At 63.8% G+C, this 18,643-nt stretch carries 18 protein-coding genes; 7 read left to right on the forward strand and 11 right to left on the reverse strand.

Annotated elements, in window-relative coordinates:
• The first annotated feature begins 67 nt into the window (after positions 1–67).
• From L6639_RS14620 to L6639_RS14630, 3 genes are read left to right on the forward strand one after another with little or no spacing between them, the layout of a single operon-like run.
• Positions 68–1,780 carry a DUF3300 domain-containing protein gene (locus L6639_RS14620; RefSeq protein WP_237862576.1) on the forward strand — a complete coding sequence of 571 codons (1,713 nt, stop codon included), beginning with the start codon at positions 68–70 and terminating at the stop codon, positions 1,778–1,780.
• Positions 1,777–2,694: a DUF2950 domain-containing protein gene (locus L6639_RS14625; RefSeq protein WP_237862377.1), complete on the forward strand. Its 918-nt coding sequence runs from the start codon at positions 1,777–1,779 to the stop codon at positions 2,692–2,694. The genes L6639_RS14620 and L6639_RS14625 overlap by 4 nt, the downstream gene beginning before the upstream one ends.
• Positions 2,678–3,148, forward strand: a complete 471-nt coding sequence (locus L6639_RS14630; RefSeq protein ID WP_237862378.1) for a hypothetical protein — start codon at positions 2,678–2,680, stop codon at positions 3,146–3,148. The genes L6639_RS14625 and L6639_RS14630 overlap by 17 nt, the downstream gene beginning before the upstream one ends.
• Before the next feature lie 21 nt (positions 3,149–3,169).
• On the opposite strand, the gene L6639_RS14635 is transcribed toward L6639_RS14630, so the two are convergent.
• From L6639_RS14635 to L6639_RS14650, 4 genes are all read right to left on the reverse strand, one after another.
• The gene (locus tag L6639_RS14635; protein ID WP_237862379.1) at positions 3,170–4,375 is read right to left on the reverse strand and encodes an MFS transporter; all 1,206 of its coding nucleotides are present in this window, start codon (positions 4,373–4,375) and stop codon (positions 3,170–3,172) included.
• A gap of 106 nt (positions 4,376–4,481) precedes the next feature.
• Positions 4,482–4,964, reverse strand: a complete 483-nt coding sequence (locus tag L6639_RS14640; RefSeq protein ID WP_237862380.1) for a cupin domain-containing protein — start codon at positions 4,962–4,964, stop codon at positions 4,482–4,484.
• Between the two features lie 113 nt (positions 4,965–5,077).
• Positions 5,078–6,439, reverse strand: a complete 1,362-nt coding sequence (locus L6639_RS14645; protein ID WP_237862381.1) for a dihydrolipoyl dehydrogenase family protein — start codon at positions 6,437–6,439, stop codon at positions 5,078–5,080.
• Between the two features lie 11 nt (positions 6,440–6,450).
• Positions 6,451–6,945, reverse strand: coding sequence for a DUF302 domain-containing protein (locus L6639_RS14650; protein WP_237862382.1), 495 nt, complete (start codon positions 6,943–6,945; stop codon positions 6,451–6,453).
• Positions 6,946–7,213: 268 nt separating this feature from the next.
• Between L6639_RS14650 and L6639_RS14655 the strand changes: the two genes are divergently transcribed.
• Positions 7,214–7,930 (forward strand): peroxiredoxin-like family protein, encoded by a 717-nt coding sequence (locus L6639_RS14655; protein ID WP_237862383.1) that lies wholly within the window; start codon positions 7,214–7,216, stop codon positions 7,928–7,930.
• A 38-nt stretch (positions 7,931–7,968) separates the two neighbouring features.
• On the opposite strand, the gene L6639_RS14660 is transcribed toward L6639_RS14655, so the two are convergent.
• On the reverse strand, positions 7,969–8,856 hold the full coding sequence (locus L6639_RS14660) for a LysR family transcriptional regulator (protein WP_237862384.1): 888 nt from the start codon (positions 8,854–8,856) through the stop codon (positions 7,969–7,971).
• 190 nt (positions 8,857–9,046) lie between these two features.
• Here L6639_RS14660 and L6639_RS14665 point away from each other — a divergent pair, with 190 nt between their 5' ends.
• Complete coding sequence (locus tag L6639_RS14665; protein ID WP_237862385.1) at positions 9,047–9,871, forward strand: 3-hydroxybutyrate dehydrogenase; 825 nt, start codon at positions 9,047–9,049, stop codon at positions 9,869–9,871.
• Positions 9,872–9,941: 70 nt separating this feature from the next.
• Positions 9,942–11,084 carry a patatin-like phospholipase family protein gene (locus L6639_RS14670; protein WP_237862386.1) on the forward strand — a complete coding sequence of 381 codons (1,143 nt, stop codon included), beginning with the start codon at positions 9,942–9,944 and terminating at the stop codon, positions 11,082–11,084.
• 109 nt (positions 11,085–11,193) lie between these two features.
• Here the strand turns inward: L6639_RS14670 and L6639_RS14675 are convergent, their stop codons facing one another.
• The 5 genes from L6639_RS14675 to L6639_RS14695 form a co-directional block, all read right to left on the reverse strand.
• Positions 11,194–12,252, reverse strand: coding sequence for a class I SAM-dependent methyltransferase (locus L6639_RS14675; protein WP_237862387.1), 1,059 nt, complete (start codon positions 12,250–12,252; stop codon positions 11,194–11,196).
• Positions 12,253–12,321: 69 nt separating this feature from the next.
• Entirely contained in the window at positions 12,322–12,834 is a 513-nt protein-coding gene (locus L6639_RS14680; protein WP_237862388.1) for a DoxX family protein, read from the reverse strand.
• Positions 12,831–13,613 (reverse strand): HvfC/BufC N-terminal domain-containing protein, encoded by a 783-nt coding sequence (locus L6639_RS14685; RefSeq protein WP_237862389.1) that lies wholly within the window; start codon positions 13,611–13,613, stop codon positions 12,831–12,833. The genes L6639_RS14680 and L6639_RS14685 overlap by 4 nt, the downstream gene beginning before the upstream one ends.
• Positions 13,603–14,508: an MNIO family bufferin maturase gene (bufB, locus tag L6639_RS14690; RefSeq protein ID WP_237862390.1), complete on the reverse strand. Its 906-nt coding sequence runs from the start codon at positions 14,506–14,508 to the stop codon at positions 13,603–13,605. Before bufB ends, L6639_RS14685 begins: the two co-directional genes overlap by 11 nt.
• Positions 14,509–14,549: 41 nt before the next feature.
• On the reverse strand, positions 14,550–14,855 hold the full coding sequence (locus L6639_RS14695) for a BufA1 family periplasmic bufferin-type metallophore (protein ID WP_237862391.1): 306 nt from the start codon (positions 14,853–14,855) through the stop codon (positions 14,550–14,552).
• 297 nt (positions 14,856–15,152) lie between these two features.
• Here L6639_RS14695 and L6639_RS14700 point away from each other — a divergent pair, with 297 nt between their 5' ends.
• Entirely contained in the window at positions 15,153–17,246 is a 2,094-nt protein-coding gene (locus L6639_RS14700) for an adenylate/guanylate cyclase domain-containing protein (protein ID WP_237862392.1), read from the forward strand.
• A gap of 47 nt (positions 17,247–17,293) precedes the next feature.
• Here L6639_RS14700 and L6639_RS14705 read toward each other — a convergent pair whose 3' ends face one another.
• Entirely contained in the window at positions 17,294–18,379 is a 1,086-nt protein-coding gene (locus tag L6639_RS14705) for a helix-turn-helix transcriptional regulator (protein WP_237862393.1), read from the reverse strand.
• Between the last annotated feature and the right edge of the window lie 264 nt (positions 18,380–18,643).

The following is an 18,643-nucleotide window of genomic DNA, read 5'->3' on the forward strand; positions in this document are numbered from 1 at the left end:
GATCTCGATCAACGAAAGCCGGTCCCCCGGCCCGATGGTCGTGGATGGAAAGTTGGCGGAGGTCGTGATGTTTCGCTGCGGCAATATCCTGATGGCGCTTGCGCTGATGGTGGCGGTTCCCGCCGTCGCAATGGCTCAGGCCACCACGCCGGCAACGCCGGCCGCCGCTCCAGCTGCGCAGACGCAGCCGGCAGCGCCACCAGCCACTGCCGCCGAGCTCTTGAAGCCCGAGCAGCTCGAGGCGCTGGTCGCGCCGATCGCGCTCTATCCCGATGAATTGCTGGCCAACGTGCTGGCGGCCTCGACCTATCCGCTCGAAGTGGTGCAGGCCGATCGCTGGCTGAAGGACAACAAGAGCCTCAAGGGCGACGCGCTGAAGACGCAGGTCGACAAGCAGAGCTGGGACGACAGCATCAAGGCGCTCGCCAGCACGGCGGACGTTCTCGCCATGATGAGCGACAAGCTCGAATGGACCCAGAAGCTCGGCGACGCCTTTCTGGCCCAGCAGCCCGACGTGATGGATGCGATCCAGCGTCTGCGCAACAAGGCTTACGACAATAAGAAGCTGGTCACCACCAAGCAACAGAAGGTCAGCGTCCAGTCCCAGGAAGGCAAGCAGGTCGTCGTCATCCAGCAGGCCAACCCTGCGGAGATGTACGTTCCGTATTACGATCCGGCGACGGTCTACGGCACCTGGCCCTATGCGGAATATCCGCCCTATTACTGGGGCTATCCCTCCTATATCGGCGCGGGCGTGGTCGCAGCCGGCATCGCCTTCGGTACCGCCTGGGCGATCGGGCGCTGGGGCAATTACTGGGGCGGCGGCTGCAACTGGGGTAACCGCAACGTCTACGTCAATCATCGCACCACCAACATCAACGGCGGGGGGTGGCAGCACAATCCGGCGCATCGCGGCGGAGTGCGTTACAACAACACCAACGTCCAGCAGCGCTTCGGCAACACCAACGTCAGGGCGGGCGCGTCGGACCGGATGGATTTCCGCGGCCGCGACGGCAATCAGGTGCTGCGTCCCAACCAGGGCGGCCCAGGAGATCGTGCAGGAGACCGTGCTGGCGATCGTGCAGGCGATCGTGCCGGTGACCGTGCAGGTGATCGTGGCGGTCCGGGCGATCGGGCCGGAGATCGGGCTGGTGATCGCGCGGGCAATCGCGGCGATCGAGCGGGCGCTGGCGACCGCGCCGGTGCCGGTGATCGTACCAAGGGCGGCGGCGACCGCGCCAAAGCTGGCAACAAGGGCGGGGGGGATCGTGCGAAGGCTGCGAACCGCGGCGGCGCCGCTGCCAATCGCGGCGGCGCCATGAACGTCTCTTCCGGCCGGTCGGCAGCGGCAGCATCGGCACGCGGAAGCGCGAGCATGGCGAGCATGCCGCGCGGGGGCGGTGGCGGACCGAGCATGGCCGGGCGCGGCGGCGGTGGTGGAATGGCCGCGCGTGGCGGAGGCGGTGGTTTCGGAGGCGGAGGCGGCCGTGGCGGCGGCGGCGGTGGCCGGCGCTCCGATATCGCGCTGAAGCACGACATCGTCGTGCTCGGCCATCTCTCCAACGGGCTCGGCTATTATCGCTTCAGCTACATCGGCAGCGACAAGACCTATGTCGGCGTGATGGCGCAGGAGGTCGAGCAGGTGATGCCTGACGCGGTGACCCGTGGCAGCGACGGTTATCTGAGGGTCTATTACGACAAGCTCGGGCTGACATTCCGCACCTACCGCGACTGGCTCGCCGGCGGCGCGAAGATCCCGGCGGCGGAGGTGACGCCATGAACGGCAGGAAATCGTTCCATCGTGCGATCGTGCCCGGCGTGATCGCGCTGGTACTGTTCGCCTCGCCGTCGCGGGCGCAGCAATCCTACAAGTCCCCGGAGGACGCCGCAGCCGCGCTAGCCGACGCGGTCAAGGCGGGCCCGAAAGACATCCTGAAAGTGCTGGGCAGGGCGGCCGAGGACATCGTCTCGTCAGGTGACGAGGTCGCCGACAAGGACATCCGCGCGCGGTTCTCGTCAATGTACGACACCAAGCATGGCATCAAGGCGGAGGGCAACAAGACCGCGACGTTGTTGCTGGGGCCCGACGACTTCCCGTTCCCGATTCCGCTGGCGAACACCAAGGCCGGCTGGGAGTTCAATACGGACGAAGGCCGCATCGAGGTGCTTCGCCGGCGCATCGGCCGCAACGAGCTCGACGCGATCCAGACCGCGCTCGCCTATGTCGACGCGCAGAACGAATACGCCGACAGGGACCGCGGCGAAGGCGCCGGTGTCTATGCCCAGCGCTTCGTCTCGTCGCCTGGCAAGAAGGACGGCCTGTTCTGGCGTGACGACAGCGATCCGAGCCCGCTCGGCCCACTGGCGGCTGAGGCCTCGAAGGAGGGCTATCGCGCCGGCGACGTCGGACCCGCGCCCTATCACGGTTACTACTTCCACATCCTCAAGGGGCAGGGGCGCGATGCGCCGGGCGGCACGCTCAACTATGTCGTCAAAGGCAAGATGATCGGCGGCTTCGGGCTGATCGCCTGGCCCGCCGAATACGGCAATTCCGGCGTGATGACCTTCCTGGTCAACCATGCCGGCACCGTCTACCAGAAGGATCTCGGCAAGCGCACCGAGTTCATCGCCGAGCGCACCACGCTGTTCGATCCTGACGAGACCTGGAAGAAGGTCGATGCCGCAAAACCCTGAATGGCGCATCGACATTCGCCGTCACGCGTTCCGTCTGATGGCGGTCTTCCTGCTCGCGATCGGGTTAGCGGCGCCGCCGAAGCCGTCCTTTGCGCAGGCTGCCGGCCATGTCCGGGCCAAGATCGTCAAGGCCGGCCTGCTGGTCGGCGGCGGCGTCGGCCGCGGCGTGCTCACCTATCGCGGCAAGACCTATCCATTCAAGATCACTGGCCTGAGCCTTGGCATCACGGCCGGCGCCACGGTCGGTCGCTTCGATGGCTGGGCCTCTGATATCCGCGACGTCGGCGACTTCGCCGGCACCTATAGCTCCGTCGGCGGCGGCTTTGCGCTGGTCGGCGGCGTCAACGGCGTTCATCTCCGCAACGAAAAGGGCGTCACCATCATTCTGCAAGGCCCCAAAGCTGGGCTCGAGCTTGCGGCCAATATCAGCGAGATAACGATCTCGCTGAAGTGAGCCACGTCGCACGCGCCGTCTTCAGGCGATCTTCAACTTGAGCGTCAACAGCGCCGCTGAGCTGAGCGCAACTGCGACGCCGATCGCGCACGCCGTCCATCCCATCGAATCAAAGAGTTGTCCAAGCACTGCCGTACCTGTCAAACCTCCGAGGAAATAGCAGGCCAGATAGGTGCCGCTGGCGACGCCGCGGTTGTCGGTCGCGGCCTGCCCGACGAAGCCCGTCGCGACCGCTTGAGCGAAGAACGTCCCCACGCCGACCAGGACCATGCCTGTCAACACCTCGGCAAGATGCGGGCGCAGCATCAAAAGCACACCAAGCGCGGCAAGGCCGAGCGCGCCCCAGATGGCCGGTCGTGTCCCGATGCGCGTGGCGACCTTGCCGGCAAGAAGGGTGGTGACGATCGAGGGCAGGAAGACAAAATAGACGAAGCCAAGGTCCATCATCCCAAGCGAGAGTGGCGGCCGCACCAGCACGAAATTCACGAACGTGAAGGTCCCGATGAAGGCGAACAGGATGCAAAAGCCGATGCCGAAAGCTGCGCGCAGCCGTGGATTGCGCCAATGCGCGAACATGGCGGCAAGTGGCGAGGCGGCTGGAGTCATCGCATGCATCGGCTGGACGCGATTGATGGTGAAATAGACCAGCACAGCGCCCGTCAGATTGAGAGCGGCAAAGAAGTAGAAATTCCCGGACAGTCCAAGGCTGTCAGCGACGGCGGCCGAGATCAGCCGCCCGATCAGATTGCTCGCGACGTTTCCGGTGATGTAGGCGGCAAACGCCCCGCCGGCATCCGTCGCGCTGCATTGTTCGCCGAGGTGAGCGAGCGTCAGCGCAAACGCCGACGCCATGCACAGGCCTTGCGCGACCCGAAGACCCGTGAAGACAGCAAGGTTGGGCGCCACCGCAAGCAGACTGGTCGGGATCGCGAGCAGCGTGAGGCTGAGAAGAATGCCAAGCCGCCGGTCGATATGCGGGCTGAGGAAGCCGACGACGAGGCTTGAGATCGCCATGCCAAAGGTGGAGGCGTTGACAGCAAAGCCCATGGCGGCCGGCGTCACGCCGTAATGGCGCGTCAGGGACGGCAGAATGGCCTGGGTCGCAAAGAGATCGACGACCGTCAGGAACGCGGTCAACCCGATGACGAGCGAGCGGAAGGCGACGCCGGGCGAGCGTCCGTGCATCGCCATGTTCGCGGGTCTCACGTGCGCGGACAGATCCGTCATGACACGGCATCTCCTGGCGAGAAGGAGGATGTGACGCCCGGCATGTGGGGCGACATGGGGGGCGGGCGTCACATCCGGTAGCGAGGGCAGGGGCTTGGTGTACTCGCTACATGTTGTGGTCGTGCTGATCCTTGCGGACGTCGCCGACATAGAGAATGACGGTTTCCTTGCCGAGATTCTTCCACCAATGCGAGGTGCCGGAAACTTCGGGCCTGATATCGCCGGCCTTGTGCACGATCGGATCGACGCAATTGGAGGCGTATTCGACGATCTCGCCCTGCTGCACGAAGATCAGTGCCGGACGGTCGTCATGGCTATGCCAGGGCACGATGCCGCCGGGTTCGATCGTCAACTTGCGGAATCGCAGCTCGCGATCTTTGATGTTGGCCGGCTGCTTCTCGAGGTCGATCGAACCGAGCGTGACGTCGGTGACGCCGACCGGCTTGTAGTCGACCATCTGCCGTGCATTCGGCTTCATCTTGTCGGCCGGGCATTCGCCCGCGAAGGCCGGTTGCGCGGTGAGTGCGAAGGCGCCGGCGAGGGCGAGGGCAGGCCAGATGGTGTACGAGAGCTTGAGGTTCGTGGTCATTTCATGTGTCTCCTCTGTTGGCCGCGACCTCCGGTCACCGGCTATGGCATCAGCATCGTCGAAGTGGTGCGCTTGATGAAATACCGTCTGTCTCTTGAGACGATAGCGTGCCGCTATGCGCGCCCGAGCATGTGCTTGATGTCGGCCGAGAACGTCGGATAGGCGTAGACATTGTCTCGGAGTTGGCTGGCCGTGATGCTGAACTTGATCGCGAGCCCGAAAATGTTGATGAGCTCCTGGCTGCCGTGGCCGACGAAATGCGCTCCGAGGATACAGTCCGAGACGCGGTCCACGATCACCTTCGACCAGGCGACGGTTTCGGCATAGGATCGAGCTGAGAACCAGTCGCGCATGTCGTTGACGTGAACGTCGATGGTGGCACCGGTCTGACGCGCCGTGGTTTCGGTAATGCCCACGGCGGCCAGTGCCGGCACGGTGTAAACAGATGTCGCCATACCCGCATAATCGGGCCTATGTTTCGCTCCGGCGACGATATTGCGTCCGACGATGTCGCCTTCATAGGTCGCGATTGGCGACAGTTGCGGTGAGATCGGGACCGCGTCGCCGCAGACATAGACCAGCGGGTTTGATCTCGAGCGCAGATACTGATCGATTGCGATGCGGCCATTGGCATGCTCGACGCCACCTGCGGCGAGATCGAGACCGTCGATATTTGCCACGCGGCCGGCACCATTGACGACGCGATCGGCCACAGCGGCATGTTCGACGCCGTCATGAGTGAATATCACGCGAAGCTGCCCGCCGGCGGCCTCTATGCGCCTGATGTCGACACCGGTGTTGATCTTGATTCCGAGCCGCTCGCTCTCGGCCCGCAATTGGGCGACCGCGTCGGCGTCCATGGTGGGCAGAAGCTGCGGAAGCGCTTCCAGAATGGTCACGGCCGCGCCGGCCCGCGCATAAACATGGCCGAATTCCAGTGCAATCACGCCGCCGCCCACGAAGATCATCGAGGTCGGCAGCACCCGGTCGCGCAGCATGTCGTCCGAGGTTATCATGTGCTCGGCACCGGGAATCGGCAGGGGCCGCGGCCTTGATCCCGTTGCGATCACGATATGGCGGCCTTCCAGCAGACGGTCGCCGACGCGAATGGTATTGGGCGAGACAAAGGTACCAAAGCCCTTGATCACCTCGACCTCGCGGCGCGTCATCGCGCGGGTAAGATTGGCCGGAATGTCCTTGATCATGTCCTTTTCGCGGTCGATCAGTGCGGCCCAGTCGAGCCGCGGCCTGCCGACCGCGATGTGGTGCGCCTCGGCGCGCTCGATGTCGTGCAGCGCCTGACCTGCGGCGACCAGGACTTTTTTCGGCGTGCAGCCCCGGTTGGGGCAGGTGCCGCCGAGATCGGATGCTTCGATCATGGCGACGGACTGGCCGGCCCGCCGGACCGGGCCGGTCACGCCGATCCCGGCATTACCGCCACCCATGATCACCACATCAAATGTCTCGCGTGCCATGGAAGCAGCACCTATTTGCCGGTGATCGTGAACGTGATCGATCTGACGACTGTCGTCGCCATCTTGAACTGCGCTTCGCGGTTTGTGATGTTGTGGCGCTTGGCGATCCAGTCGAAATCGGTCCACACTGCCCAAACATCGCCATTGTCGTCCTGCGTTAGCAACAGGCGCACCGGCCAGTCGAGTCCGGCATTGGGATTGGCGGTGATGAACTGGGTGCCGAGTGGCGGATTACCGAAGATGAGCAGCGTCGAGGGACGCAGCTTGATGCCGGCATCAGCAGCAAGCTTCGATTGGTCGACTTCGAGGAAGAACTTGATGCCCTTGGCGGCGATGTCGGCCTTGATGCGACTGATTGCCTCCGCCATCGGCACGGCACTTTTTACGCGAACGACGCCGTCATCGCTGTCGGCGCGGGCCGCCGGGGCGGCGCCCGACAGCAGGAGAAATATCAGTGCCAGCGAGGCGGCGAAATGGGAGAGAGGCGAGGCGATTTGGCGATTCATGATCGGCTCCTGACGGCTGCAGCTTGGACTGCGCTCAGGATGGACGCCGCACTGAACGAGGTGAAATGCGATCTTGCTCTCGATGCGATAGCCCCGTGCTATCGGGCGTCGATAGGCGACGGCTATCGAACCGATTGGGGATCGGCATTTCCGCCTTCAGGAAATCCGGCGTTCGATGCCAGGGTGCCAGTCGGCGTTGACGGTGACCCTTGCAGGGGGGACCAGAACGCAAAATAATGTCCCTCGCACCATGTGCCGGAGCGGAAGAATGACGTCCCTGACCCCAGCCGATGCTGAGCAGTTGAAACTCGCCTTTCAGCGCTGCCGCGACATGGAGGGCACGCTGAACGAGCAGCTTCGCGCCTATGCGGATGCCGGCCGCGAGATATTCCCGGCTTACGGGGATGCGGTCGATCGCCTGGTCGAGCGACTCAGCCAGAACGGGGGCGGCGAGAACGCGCCGCGTCCGGGCGAGGTGATGCCGCCCTTCCTGCTGCCCGACGATCGGGGGCAACTCGTCGGGCTGCCATCATTGCTTGCACGCGGGCCTGTGGCCGTCATGTTCTTTCGCGGGCACTGGTGTCCCTACTGCCGGTTGAACGTCCGCGCGGTGATCCAGGCGCAGGATCGGATCCGCGCGGTAGGCGCACAGATCGTCGCGATCATGCCGGAGACGCAGGAGTTTACCGGGAAGTTCATCGCCGATTCGGGCGCGCCGTTCCCGGTGCTCACCGACCTCGACAACGGCTATGCGCTGTCGCTCAACCTGGCGATCTGGCTTGGCACCGAGATCCAGCGGTTATTGTCATACCAGGACATGGCAAAATTCCACGGGAATGACGGCTGGATGTTGCCGATCCCGGCTGTGTTCGTTGTCGGTCGGGACGGCCTCGTCAAAGCCCGCTTCGTCGACCCAGATTTTCGCAAGCGCATGGAGATCGACGATTTGCTCGCGGCGCTGGAGAGCGCGGGCCGGGAGAATTAGTTCTGCCGTCGCCGACTCCTCTCCGACAGGAGGGGATATCACCCCGCAATCGCCCGCCAATCCGCGCCGCGCAGCATCCGCATCACCGTGTTCGCGACGGCTGTCCGCTGACGGCCAGCGATGCCGTAGAGGCTAACGGTGCGGCGCGCGTCGAGGCCGCTCACGGCGGCGCGCTTGAGGTTCTCGGGCACCGGTGAGGAGTGCGGCATCAGCGCGATGCCGATGTCGGCCTCGACAAGCTCGATCAGGTCGCGCTCGCTGGAGATCTCATGGCCATGATCGACATCGATGCCGTGCTCGCGCAAGCTCGACGAGATCCGGCCGGCATGCTCGCAATAGTTTCGGCTCAGCAATTGCTCTGCGCGCAGATCGTCGAATTCGATCGTGCCCTGGCTCGCAAGCCGGTGACCTTTTCCGATCACGAGGTCGAAATTCTCGGTGAATAGCGGCCAGACGTCGAGCCGCTCCCAGGCCCCGTCAATCTCGGCGGCAATGCCGAGCTCGGCTTCACCCTTCTTGAGATAGTCGGCGACTTCGCGGCTTGAACCACGCAAGAAGCGGAACTCGAGCCGGTTGAACTGCCGCCTGATCTGATTGAGGTGGGGGATGAGCAGTGAAAGATCGATTGCATGGGTCAGTGCGACACGCAGCGCGCCGACCTCACCGCTTTTGAAGGAGGAGGCGAGTGAGCGTGCGCCGGCGGCGGCCTCATAGCACTGCTTCAACAGCGGATGCATCCGTTGGCCAAGCTCGGTCAGTTGTGCGGCCGGCCGCTCGCGGCGAAACAAGTCGCCGCCAAGCTCGGCCTCGAGTTGCTTGATGGCGCGCGTCAGCGAAGGCTGCGTCACGTTGCATTCCTCGGCGGCGCGCGTGAAGTTCAGGAGTTGCGCTACCGCGAGGAAATAGCGGACCTGGTGCATTTCCATGGATGGCTCCCAGCAGGATCGGGACGGAACTTAACCGATCGGGACGGGGAATGACATCCCGCACCCGATAGCGCGCGCGTATCATTTCGGAAGCCATCAGGCATTTCCGCTTCTTGAGGCCATCGCTCACAATTCGCATCAGTCAGGGGTCCGGTCACGAGGCCGACCCGTCGTCATAGGAGGATTGGCCATGAATATTCCCGTCAAGCCACAGACATCTCAGACCACAAGGGCGCTCGCCGGCAAAGTCGCGCTCGTCACGGGCTCGACCAGCGGCATCGGGCTCGGCATCGCCAGGGCGCTCGCCGCTGAAGGTGCCGACGTCGTCCTGAACGGGCTCGGCATGGCGGCCGAGATCGGCAAGATCCGTGAGCAGATTGCGGCCGAGTTCGGCGTCAAGGTAAGCTTCTCGCCCGCCGATATGACCCGGCCGAAATCGATTGCCGAGATGATCGCCGCGACCATCGCGGAGTCCGGCCGGCTCGACATCCTCGTCAACAACGCCGGCATCCAGCACGTCGCGCCGCTTGATCAATTCCCGGTCGAAAAATGGGACCAGATCCTTGCGATCAATCTGACCTCGGCCTTTCACACCACGCGGCTTGCACTTCCCGCGATGCGCCAGAACGGCTTCGGCCGTATTATCAATATCGCCTCGACGCACGGCCTTGTGGCTTCGCCTTTCAAAGCGGCCTATGTCACCGCCAAGCACGGAATCGTTGGCCTGACCAAGGTGACGGCGCTGGAGACTGCGGAGGAGGCGATCACCTGCAACGCGATCTGTCCCGGCTATGTCTACACGCCGCTGGTCGAAGCGCAGATCGACGATCAGGCCAAGGCGCACGGCATTTCCCGCGACCAGGTGATCCGCGACGTCCTGCTCGCGCAGCAGCCAAACAAGCGCTTCACCACGGTGGAAGAACTCGGCGCTCTCACGGTGTTTCTCTCGACGGAAGCTGCAGGCTCAATCACCGGCATTGCGCTGCCGGTCGATGGCGGCTGGACCGCGCATTGACATGAGCCGGCGTAACAAACCGCGACGGTTCCCGAATATCCAACCAGTGCAAGCTCACAGGGAGCGCGACATGAACGGCAATACAGAGAGTATCGGGTCACGTGACCTGCCGGGCCAGGTCGTGCTGGTGCTGCAAGGCGGCGGCGCGCTCGGCTCCTACCAGGCCGGCGTCTACCAGGCCCTGCATGAGGCCGGGATCGAGCCGGACTGGATCATCGGCACCTCGATCGGTGCGATCAATGCCAGCCTGATCGCTGGCAATGAGCCGGAGCATCGGCTCGAGCGGCTGAAAGTGTTTTGGAAGCGGATGGAGCAGAGCCCGGCCTGGAGCTTCCGCACCGCATTCCCCGGCTTCAACGAGAAGCTCACCTATTGGTCGACCGTCACCAGCGGCATTCCCGGCTTCTTCCGGCCCAATCCGCTGGCGCATGCCGGTGATTCCTATCCGCTCGGCGCCGATCACGCAGGCTTCTATTCCACCGCGCCGCTCGAGAAGACGCTGAACGAGCTTGTCGACTTCAGCCTGGTCAATCGCTGCACGCCGCGGCTCACGGTGGGCGCGGCCCATGTGCGCTCGAGTCGTATGCGCTATTTCGACAGCCGCGACGGCGAGCTGACAGTGAAGCATGTGATGGCGTCAGGCGCGCTGCCGCCGGCGTTTCCGGCCGTGCGTATCGACGGCGAGCTCTACTGGGACGGGGGGATCCTGTCCAACACGCCGACGGAAGCGGTGTTCGACGACAATCCGCGCAAGAACTCGCTGATCTTCGCGGTGCATCTCTGGAATCCCGTAGGTGGTGAGCCAACCACGATGGCCGAGGTCCTGAACCGCCATAAGGACGTTCAATACTCCAGTCGGATCGCAAGCCAAGTTACGCGCCAGCAGCAGGCGCATCGTTTGCGTCACGTCATCAACCAGCTGGCCGCAAGGCTCCCCGAGCACGAACGCGGTAATCCGGCAGTCCGTGAACTGATGAGCTATGGCTGTCCGACACGAATGCATGTGGTGCGGCTGCTTGCCCCGCAACTCGATCATGAGACGCACACCAAGGATATCGACTTCAGCCCGACCGGGATCATGCGGCGCTGGGAGGCTGGCTATGCACACACCCGGGCGGCATTGGCAAGCAAGCCATGGGAAGGCGAGTTCGACCCGCTGGCGGGCGTGATCCTGCATGATCAGCACGAGATGATGCCGATGGCAGCCGAATGAGACGTGCCATCGGGATCATTGTCGCTTGCCTTGGCCGTGATGAGCTCGCCGCGTGGGATTTAACGAGAGGATGTCCGTGGGGACGTGACCACGGACATCCTGCTATGTCTTACGGGCGCGCCTCGAGGATCAGGTTGAACGGCGTCTCCGCGGCACGGCGGAAACGCGTGAAGCCGCCCTGGCGGGCCACATCGCGCAGTCGCGCTTCGCCAGCCTGCGCTCCCAGGGCCAGGCCGACTTCCTGGTCCAACGATGCCGGCGTACAGACCATCGTCGAGGCCGCGTAGTAGACGCGCCCGACCGGGTTCAGATTCTCCTCGAGACGGTCCTTGGCGAACGGCTCGATCAAGAGGCAGGTGCCGTCATCGGCAAGCGTGGAGCGGGTATGCCGTAGCGCGCCGACGGGATCGCCCATGTCGTGCAGGCAATCGAAGAAGCAAACGAGGTCGTAGGCCTGCGCCGGGAACGTCTTGGCCGAACAGGTGGCGAAGTGGACGCGACCGGAGAGCCCTGCCTCGCTTGCGGCCTTGCGAGCCGCCTCGATCGAGCCGTCGTGGTAGTCGAAGCCGTAGAACGTCGAATTGGGAAACGCCTCGGCCATTAATCGCGTCGAAACGCCGTGCCCGCAGCCGACGTCGGCGACCTTGGCGCCGTGCTTGAGCTTGTCGACCACTCCCTCGAGTGCAGGGAGCCAATCCTGGACCAGATAATGCTTATAGCTGGTACGGAAGAAGCGCGCCGTTCCGCAGAACAGGCACTCGCTGCGCTTGTTCCAACCGACGCCCTTGCCGGTTCTGAAGGCGTCCGCGATCTTGGGTTCGTCGAGGAAAGTCGCTGAGACGAGGCTGCCGACCGCGCCGAGGAAGACAGGGCTGTCCTCGTCTGCCAGCGCAAGAATCTGCTCCGGCAGCATCGAGAATGTGCCTGTAGCACTGTCGTACTCGACGTAGCCAGAAGCGGCCTGTGCCGCGAGCCATTCGCGGATGTAGCGCTCGGCGGTGCCGGTCGCCTTGGCCAGGGCGGCGGCATCCATCGGACCGTCTTGTGCAAGAGCCTTGTAGAGTCCGAGCTTGTCGCCGAGCAGCATAAGCGAAGCGCTCATCGCTGCGCCGACGTCGCCGATCATCTTGCCCATGAAAGAATTGAGGCGGTCTTCGTTGACTTCCATGACGTTCCTCCATTGCGTTCGAGTTGAACTTGAGGGCTTCGCGCACGGACGGTCACAACTATCCGGGCGTTATCGGTCGGGACGCATCACAAACCTGCAAAACAAATGATCGAGCGAGACCCGCCCCGGTCCATAGGCCATGATCGCCAGCGCCATCGCGGCCCAGGTGATGTGGACCGGCCAGCCGTCCGGCACGGTGAGCTCGACGATGACGGTCATGAACAGCAGCCCAAGTGCGGCAAAGCGCGTGCCGAGGCCGAGCACCAGCAGGACTGGAAACATAATCTCGCCGCAGCCGGACAGGAAGGCCATCGTCGCGGGGATCGGGTAGTGATAGGGGCCGCCGGGCAGATGCAGCATGAACTCGTCGGTAAACAGCGTCACCGCAACGTCGCTGAGCTTGAGAAAGCCAGTCCATTTGAGGATCCCGGAACGCCAGAATGGGACCGCCAATGCCAGGCGCAGCGCGAGCTGCACCATGGATGGAGTTGCGATCGTCTGGACGAGACCATTGGCTCGGTCGATGAGCGCTCCGAAAGAAGGCATGGCTGTTGCGGGCGCGATGCGTTGTTCTGAGATCATCTTGCGTCTCCAGACGTCAGCGAGGCGAAGGCGCCCGCCTCGAACAGGCCGGCGATGTTGGTGGCGAGATCGAATTCGGGTTCGTCTTCCAGCGCCGCTGCAGCGGCTTCTGCCAGCATGCATCCCGACATCAGGCAGGCCAGGAACGCCGCGCCGCCGGGCGGTAACAGTTGCACAACGACATCGGCGTCCGGCCGCGTGATCAGCGCGTCTTCTGGTACAGATGCGTCGATGGTGCTCGCAGCCGCTGTGCCGCGGTTGGCGGCAAAGATGGTCACCGCCGCGTAAGACGACCGCACCACACGGGTCGCCGGATGCACAGTGAAGACAAGACTGGCCAGGCGATCCGGCGCGACAGTTGCGAGTGCAGACGGCGAAAGCGTCGTGCTGTCGGCGGCGTGATAGGCGTCAAGCCATGCCCGCTCGATCCGCGCGACATCGGCGAGCCAGGGCAGCGACTGCGCGTGTTCATAACCTTCGATGAAGGCCGGAAAATTGCGACCGTAGTCGAACAGCAGGGGGGACGTCGGCGGGATTTCCCGGATATGGAAACGCGCCATGGCACGGAAAAAATCTTCTCCCGTCAGGCGCTGCACGGCCGGGTAAATCGACGCGAGCGCGTCGATCAGGCTGACCGTGACGTTGTTGCGATAGACGTTGTAGCACGTGACGGCCGATTTGCCGCATGGCCCGGTCACGATGCTCGGTACCTCGCTGCCAGGATCGAGCAAGGCAGGCGCGAACGCGGCCGCGTAGGAGGCGTGCGGTTCAGGCTGCATGACGAACCGTCCTGATATGGCGATCCAGGATCGCCTGTGCGGCCGCGGCTTCGGCCTGCAGGACGGGCCAATCCGGAATATTGCTGTCCCATTCGATCAGCGTCGGAACAGGGCCGCAGCGCGCGATCACGATCTCGAACAGCTTCCACACTGCGTCCGCGACCGGACCGTCATGGCTGTCGATCAGCAACAGCTTGCCTTCGCCGTCGCTCTGCTCGGCGTGGCCGGCAAGGTGAATTTCGCCGACACGTGCCAAGGGGAAGTCGGCAAGATATTGCAGCGCCGAGAAGCAGTGGTTGGCTGCGGAGACGAAGACGTTGTTGATGTCGAGCAACAGGCCGCAGCCGGTCCGCTCGGACACGGTGCGGATGAAATCTGTTTCGCACATTGTTGAGGTTCGAAACGCGACGTAGGTCGAGGGGTTTTCCAGCAGGATCGGCCGCCGGATCGCCTCCTGAACCTCTTCGATGTGGTCGCAGACGTGGGCGAGTGTCGTCTTGTTGTAAGGCAACGGCAGGAGATCGTTGAAAAAGCTGGTCTCGTGTGTCGACCATGCCAGATGCTCGGAGACGAGGGCGGGCTGGTAGCGCGCGACGAGGCCGCGAAAGCGCGCCAGGTGCGCACGGTCGAGCGGCGCGGGCCCACCGATCGACATGCAGACGCCGTGCAGCGAGAGCTGATGATCGCGGCGCAGCCGTTCCAGCATCCGATGGGGCGGTCCGCCCGCGCCCATGTAATTCTCGGCGTGAACCTCAAAGAAGCCGCGCTGCGGGCCCTCGTCGAGAATTGCGGTGATGTGCTCGGGCTTGAAGCTCGTCCCCGCGACGCCGTCGACGGGAAGCGAAAAGCGGAGGGGGACGGCCGCAGACTTCCGTAGCCTGATCGTTGCGTCCATGTCGCTCCTCCGCGCTTGTTTGCCTTGATGTGGCGTGTGCCTCAGACCGGCTTGAGCGAGCCCTTCTTGCCGCCAGGCAGATCGATGCTGGCGCAGGTGCCGCCCTGGACGAATTTCCATGCGTTGCCCTGGAAATCGACGGTCGAGGTGCCCTGGCAGGTCGTGCCCGGGCCGGCGGCGCAGTCATTCTGGCCCTTCAGCGCCACGCCGAAGCACTTTTCCTTCTTGGCTGCGATGGCGGCATCGGCCTCGGCCTTGGTCAGCGGAGCGGCCGAGGCGAGGGTTGCGAGTGCGGTTGAGACGGCGCCGGCGAGTACGAGCGAGCTGATGGTGGTCCTGGCAGACATGAAATATCTCCTCTGGAGTAGGGCGATGGGCCCACTGTCTCGTTCGTCCTCGCCGCAGCCGCCGTTACAGGAGAAACCGCTCACGAGTTGGTGAGACCATTGGGTGACGCGCACGACGCCGTGCGCTTGGGGGCGGATTAGCGCAGGGCACGCGGGATAATTCCAATGCCTTGTCTCTATGGAGACCTTAGCCCGTGGGCATTGGCCGGGACTGCCAGCATCTGCCAGAGGTAACGAACAGCTGCGGGCCTGCGAAGAAGGTTAGCAGTCGACCTCGCCAACCCGTCGGATCACGCCATGAACGCCCATCCCGGACGCGTGACATCAAGCCAGACGCTACGGCGGCTGACGTTCAGCATCCGTCTGGCGGTGTCGGCTCTGGTCCTGACCGCGATCCTTTTGACCGCGGCCTTGTCCAGCCTCCTGTGGTGGCGCACGGCGGAGGCAACCAGCCGGCAACTTGCCTCGACCATCAATGAGCAGATCGTCGCCGCCGTCCGCAAGGAAGTCGGTGCGATCGTCGACGAGGCGCGCGCGGCGCACACCGCGATCCGTACCCTATTCCTGCAGAACGTCCTCGATACCCGCGAGGCCGACAAGCGTGAATTCGTGTTCCTGTCCCAACTGCAATCGCAGGCGACGATCTCCTGGGTTGCGTTCGGCTGGCCCGACGGCGCGTTCTTCGCGGCTCACAAGCTCGGCGACGGCCGGCTCGAGATGATGGAGATCTCGCTGACCGATCATGTCGGCCAGCGCCGCGTTGACGAATACGATGTCGTGCCGGGCGACATCGAGTTCGCCAACCGACGTTTCGAGCCGACCGATTTCCGCGTTGCCGATCGCACCTGGTTCAAGACCGGACTCACGGGCGAAGAGCCCGAATGGTTCAAGGTCACGGACCATCCGATCGGACAACGTCCGTCGATCGCCTTCGCGGGTCCGATCGACGTCTATCAAGAACGCCAGGGCGTTCTCGCAATCATGATCGAATACACGCGCCTTGCGCGCTTCCTCGCCCAGCTCGAGGTTGGCCGCACCGGAACGGCCTTCATCTTCGACGGCAACGGCGAGCTCGTCGCCGCGCCCGATAAGGATGCCGACGAATTGCACCCCGCGCGCGGTGGCCAGAAGTTGCTGCCGCTGGCGCAGAAGGCCCTGGCCCAGGCCGGCACTGCCAAGGACGGCTGGCGTAGCCGGCTCACCTCAGACGGCGCCGCCTACGAGTTTGCACTCACGCCGCTGCCGTTTCCCGGCTGGCGGCTCGCAACCATCATTCCAGAGGCCGAATTTCTCGGCCCTGTCGAGACAACGCTACGGCACTTGATCCTCGGCCTCGCCGTCGGCGCGGTGCTTGCGGCGCTCGCGTCCGCCTTGCTCGCCCGCACGGTGATCGCGGCACCGCTCTCCCGTGTCGTCGGCGAGATCCGCCACGTCGAGACCTTTGCACTGGAGCTGGTGCGCCGCCATCCCTCACGATTGAAGGAAATCGCAAGCTTGTCGGGCGCAATTGCAGAGATGGCCGGCGGCCTTTCGGCATTCCGAAAGTTCATTCCCGCCGATCTCGTCCGTGCGCTGTTGCGGCAGGGCGTGGAGGCAAAGCCCGGCGGGACGATGCAGGAATTGAGCGTGATGTTTGTCGACATCGCCGGCTTTACCGGCCTCTCGGAGCGGATGGGCGACCGCGTCGTACCCTTGCTGTCGCGCTATCTCGACCTTGCCTCGGAGGTCGTCGTGGCCAATGGCGGGACGATCGACAAGTTCATAGGCGATGCCGTGATGGCCTTCTGGGGCGCGCCGCAGCCGCAAGCCGATCACGCGGAGCGCTGCTGCCGCGCCGCGCTGGACATCCGCCGCGCGATCGCGGAGTCCGGCCTCACCGACGATCTCGGCCATCCTCTGCAGATTCGCATCGGCATCAATTCCGGCCGCATGCTGGTCGGCAATATCGGCTCCGAGTTGCGGCTGAACTACACGGTGATCGGCGACGCCGTGAACGTGGCGAGTCGCCTCGAAAGCGCCAACAAGAGCTATGGCACGCAAGTCTTGATCGGCGAGGCAACCGAGCGCCTTGCCCGTGATGCCATTGTCACACGCGAGATCGACAGTATCGCAGTCTACGGCCGCGAGGAGGGGATCGCTGTCCATGAACTGATAGGCTTGGCAGGGAAGGCCGACGCAGAGCGCCACGCCGCAACGTGGATCGCGCGCTACGAGCAGGGCCTTGCCAAATATCGTAGCCGCGAGCTCGATGACGCGATCGTCGATTTCGAGAAGGTGCTGCTGGATCAACCGCAGGATATTCCGGCGAAGGCAATGCTCGCCCGGTGCAGGGAGCTGCTGGAGGATAAACAGGGATTTTGGCGACCGGTCACCACCTTGAACTCGAAATAGGCATTGAGGCGACTGCTGAGCAGCTTAGAATAGCCTGCGCTTTTGTTCTAGCGCGGGGTTCCGATCGGAATCCGCGACAGCAGCAGCGCCAGTTCGGACTGCCGTGACGTCGCGGTCTTGCCGAAGATGGATTTAAGACGGCTGCGCAGCGTTTCCCTGGAGACGCCGCTCTGGGCCGCAATCTCGAGCAGCGTCTTGCCGAGCGCAATGTCGGCGGCAAGCTTGGCTTCAGCGGGGCTGAGGCCGAAGGCCTGTTGCAAGGCGACGACGTTCGGGCGAGGGGCCTCCGCATTGAGATCGACGACCGAGATCACGGCGGCGACCATGTGGAACAGGTCCCGCGCGTGGCCGACGACCGGGACGACGGTCGCGATCAGCGGGCGCGCCGAATTCCGTTTTGGCAGAACGATCGGCTTGCAGGGCGCTGCGTGATCCGTGTCCCGCCTGGTTGCGGATCCGACCGCCTGTCCCAGCTTCTGGTTCGCGTCAGGATGCCAGGACGCCATGCGACGATCTTTGATGGCGAGCGCGCCGCGGATCGCTTGTTCGAAACTGGGGCTCGCATGCATGATCGTGCCGTCGTAGCCAAGCAGAGCGATCGGTTGGCCGTTGAGCGCGAGCGCGTCCGCCAATCTTTGCGAGGAGACCAGCCCGACCCGGACCATGAGTCGGCCGATGTTCTGCAGCTGGCCGGCGAGCGCGTTGATGTCCTCGATCTCCTCGCGGCTATAGGGCTCCTGGTCGGCGCGGCGGATGATGGAGGTCGACAATCGCGAGACGCCTTCCTTGGCGAGGATGACGCCGGCGAACGATGAAAAACCCGTGCGCATGAAGAATTCCTGATGAAAAAGATCGCGCCGGAGCTCGTCCGGCGTAAAGCAGTTCTGTTCGGTCAGTACGCCCTTCCATCCCCTGAAGATCAGGTCCAGTCCGCGGGCCCGGTGCGAGTTCAGCTCCGGTGCTCGCCATTTCCGCCTGAAACCATCGTGCAGCTCATCGATGCCTTCCGAGCCGATGGTGCCCAGGGTCAGGAGACCTTCTGAAAGGTGCAGTGCAGCACCCCCTGCGCCGCACGCCTCGGACAATGTGTGAAGGGCTCGCGGCAATAGATCGGGCAGAAGCGCCGCTTCCATGAACCTATCGATAACCGATGTAAATTCCGCGGAACGTACCGCGCTCAATGCCAGCCCCCTCCCAAATGAACGAATAGATCAGCAATCGGGAAAAATTGAGCAGGACCGCGTGAGCGAGGCAAGCCCCTCGAAAGGAGGGGGCTTCAAAAAAGTCTGGATTCGCTGCCCCGCAGCAAGTCAACCCACGCCGCGAAAGACTGCTGGCAACCTTACGCGTTAGAATTAACTGGGAAATTTTTGCAGGACTGACCCGTTTGGGTGGAG

The organism is Bradyrhizobium zhengyangense, from assembly GCF_022012555.1.
In the GTDB taxonomy this organism is placed as follows: Bacteria; Pseudomonadota; Alphaproteobacteria; order Rhizobiales; family Xanthobacteraceae; genus Bradyrhizobium; species Bradyrhizobium zhengyangense.

What these genes read in the sequence shown, in the direction of transcription:
- L6639_RS14705 (WP_237862393.1), bottom strand. Translation starts at nt 18,379, where the DNA reads ATGGAAGCGGCGCTTCTGCCCGATCTATTGCCGCGAGCCCTTCACACA.
- L6639_RS14695 (WP_237862391.1), bottom strand. Translation starts at nt 14,855, where the DNA reads ATGTCTGCCAGGACCACCATCAGCTCGCTCGTACTCGCCGGCGCCGTC.
- L6639_RS14655 (WP_237862383.1), top strand. Translation starts at nt 7,214, where the DNA reads ATGACGTCCCTGACCCCAGCCGATGCTGAGCAGTTGAAACTCGCCTTT.
- L6639_RS14650 (WP_237862382.1), bottom strand. Translation starts at nt 6,945, where the DNA reads ATGAATCGCCAAATCGCCTCGCCTCTCTCCCATTTCGCCGCCTCGCTG.
- L6639_RS14665 (WP_237862385.1), top strand. Translation starts at nt 9,047, where the DNA reads ATGAATATTCCCGTCAAGCCACAGACATCTCAGACCACAAGGGCGCTC.
- L6639_RS14645 (WP_237862381.1), bottom strand. Translation starts at nt 6,439, where the DNA reads ATGGCACGCGAGACATTTGATGTGGTGATCATGGGTGGCGGTAATGCC.
- bufB (WP_237862390.1), bottom strand. Translation starts at nt 14,508, where the DNA reads ATGGACGCAACGATCAGGCTACGGAAGTCTGCGGCCGTCCCCCTCCGC.
- L6639_RS14680 (WP_237862388.1), bottom strand. Translation starts at nt 12,834, where the DNA reads ATGATCTCAGAACAACGCATCGCGCCCGCAACAGCCATGCCTTCTTTC.
- L6639_RS14660 (WP_237862384.1), bottom strand. Translation starts at nt 8,856, where the DNA reads ATGGAAATGCACCAGGTCCGCTATTTCCTCGCGGTAGCGCAACTCCTG.
- L6639_RS14640 (WP_237862380.1), bottom strand. Translation starts at nt 4,964, where the DNA reads ATGACCACGAACCTCAAGCTCTCGTACACCATCTGGCCTGCCCTCGCC.
- L6639_RS14670 (WP_237862386.1), top strand. Translation starts at nt 9,942, where the DNA reads ATGAACGGCAATACAGAGAGTATCGGGTCACGTGACCTGCCGGGCCAG.
- L6639_RS14625 (WP_237862377.1), top strand. Translation starts at nt 1,777, where the DNA reads ATGAACGGCAGGAAATCGTTCCATCGTGCGATCGTGCCCGGCGTGATC.
- L6639_RS14620 (WP_237862576.1), top strand. Translation starts at nt 68, where the DNA reads ATGTTTCGCTGCGGCAATATCCTGATGGCGCTTGCGCTGATGGTGGCG.
- L6639_RS14685 (WP_237862389.1), bottom strand. Translation starts at nt 13,613, where the DNA reads ATGCAGCCTGAACCGCACGCCTCCTACGCGGCCGCGTTCGCGCCTGCC.
- L6639_RS14700 (WP_237862392.1), top strand. Translation starts at nt 15,153, where the DNA reads ATGAACGCCCATCCCGGACGCGTGACATCAAGCCAGACGCTACGGCGG.
- L6639_RS14630 (WP_237862378.1), top strand. Translation starts at nt 2,678, where the DNA reads ATGCCGCAAAACCCTGAATGGCGCATCGACATTCGCCGTCACGCGTTC.
- L6639_RS14675 (WP_237862387.1), bottom strand. Translation starts at nt 12,252, where the DNA reads ATGGAAGTCAACGAAGACCGCCTCAATTCTTTCATGGGCAAGATGATC.
- L6639_RS14635 (WP_237862379.1), bottom strand. Translation starts at nt 4,375, where the DNA reads ATGACGGATCTGTCCGCGCACGTGAGACCCGCGAACATGGCGATGCAC.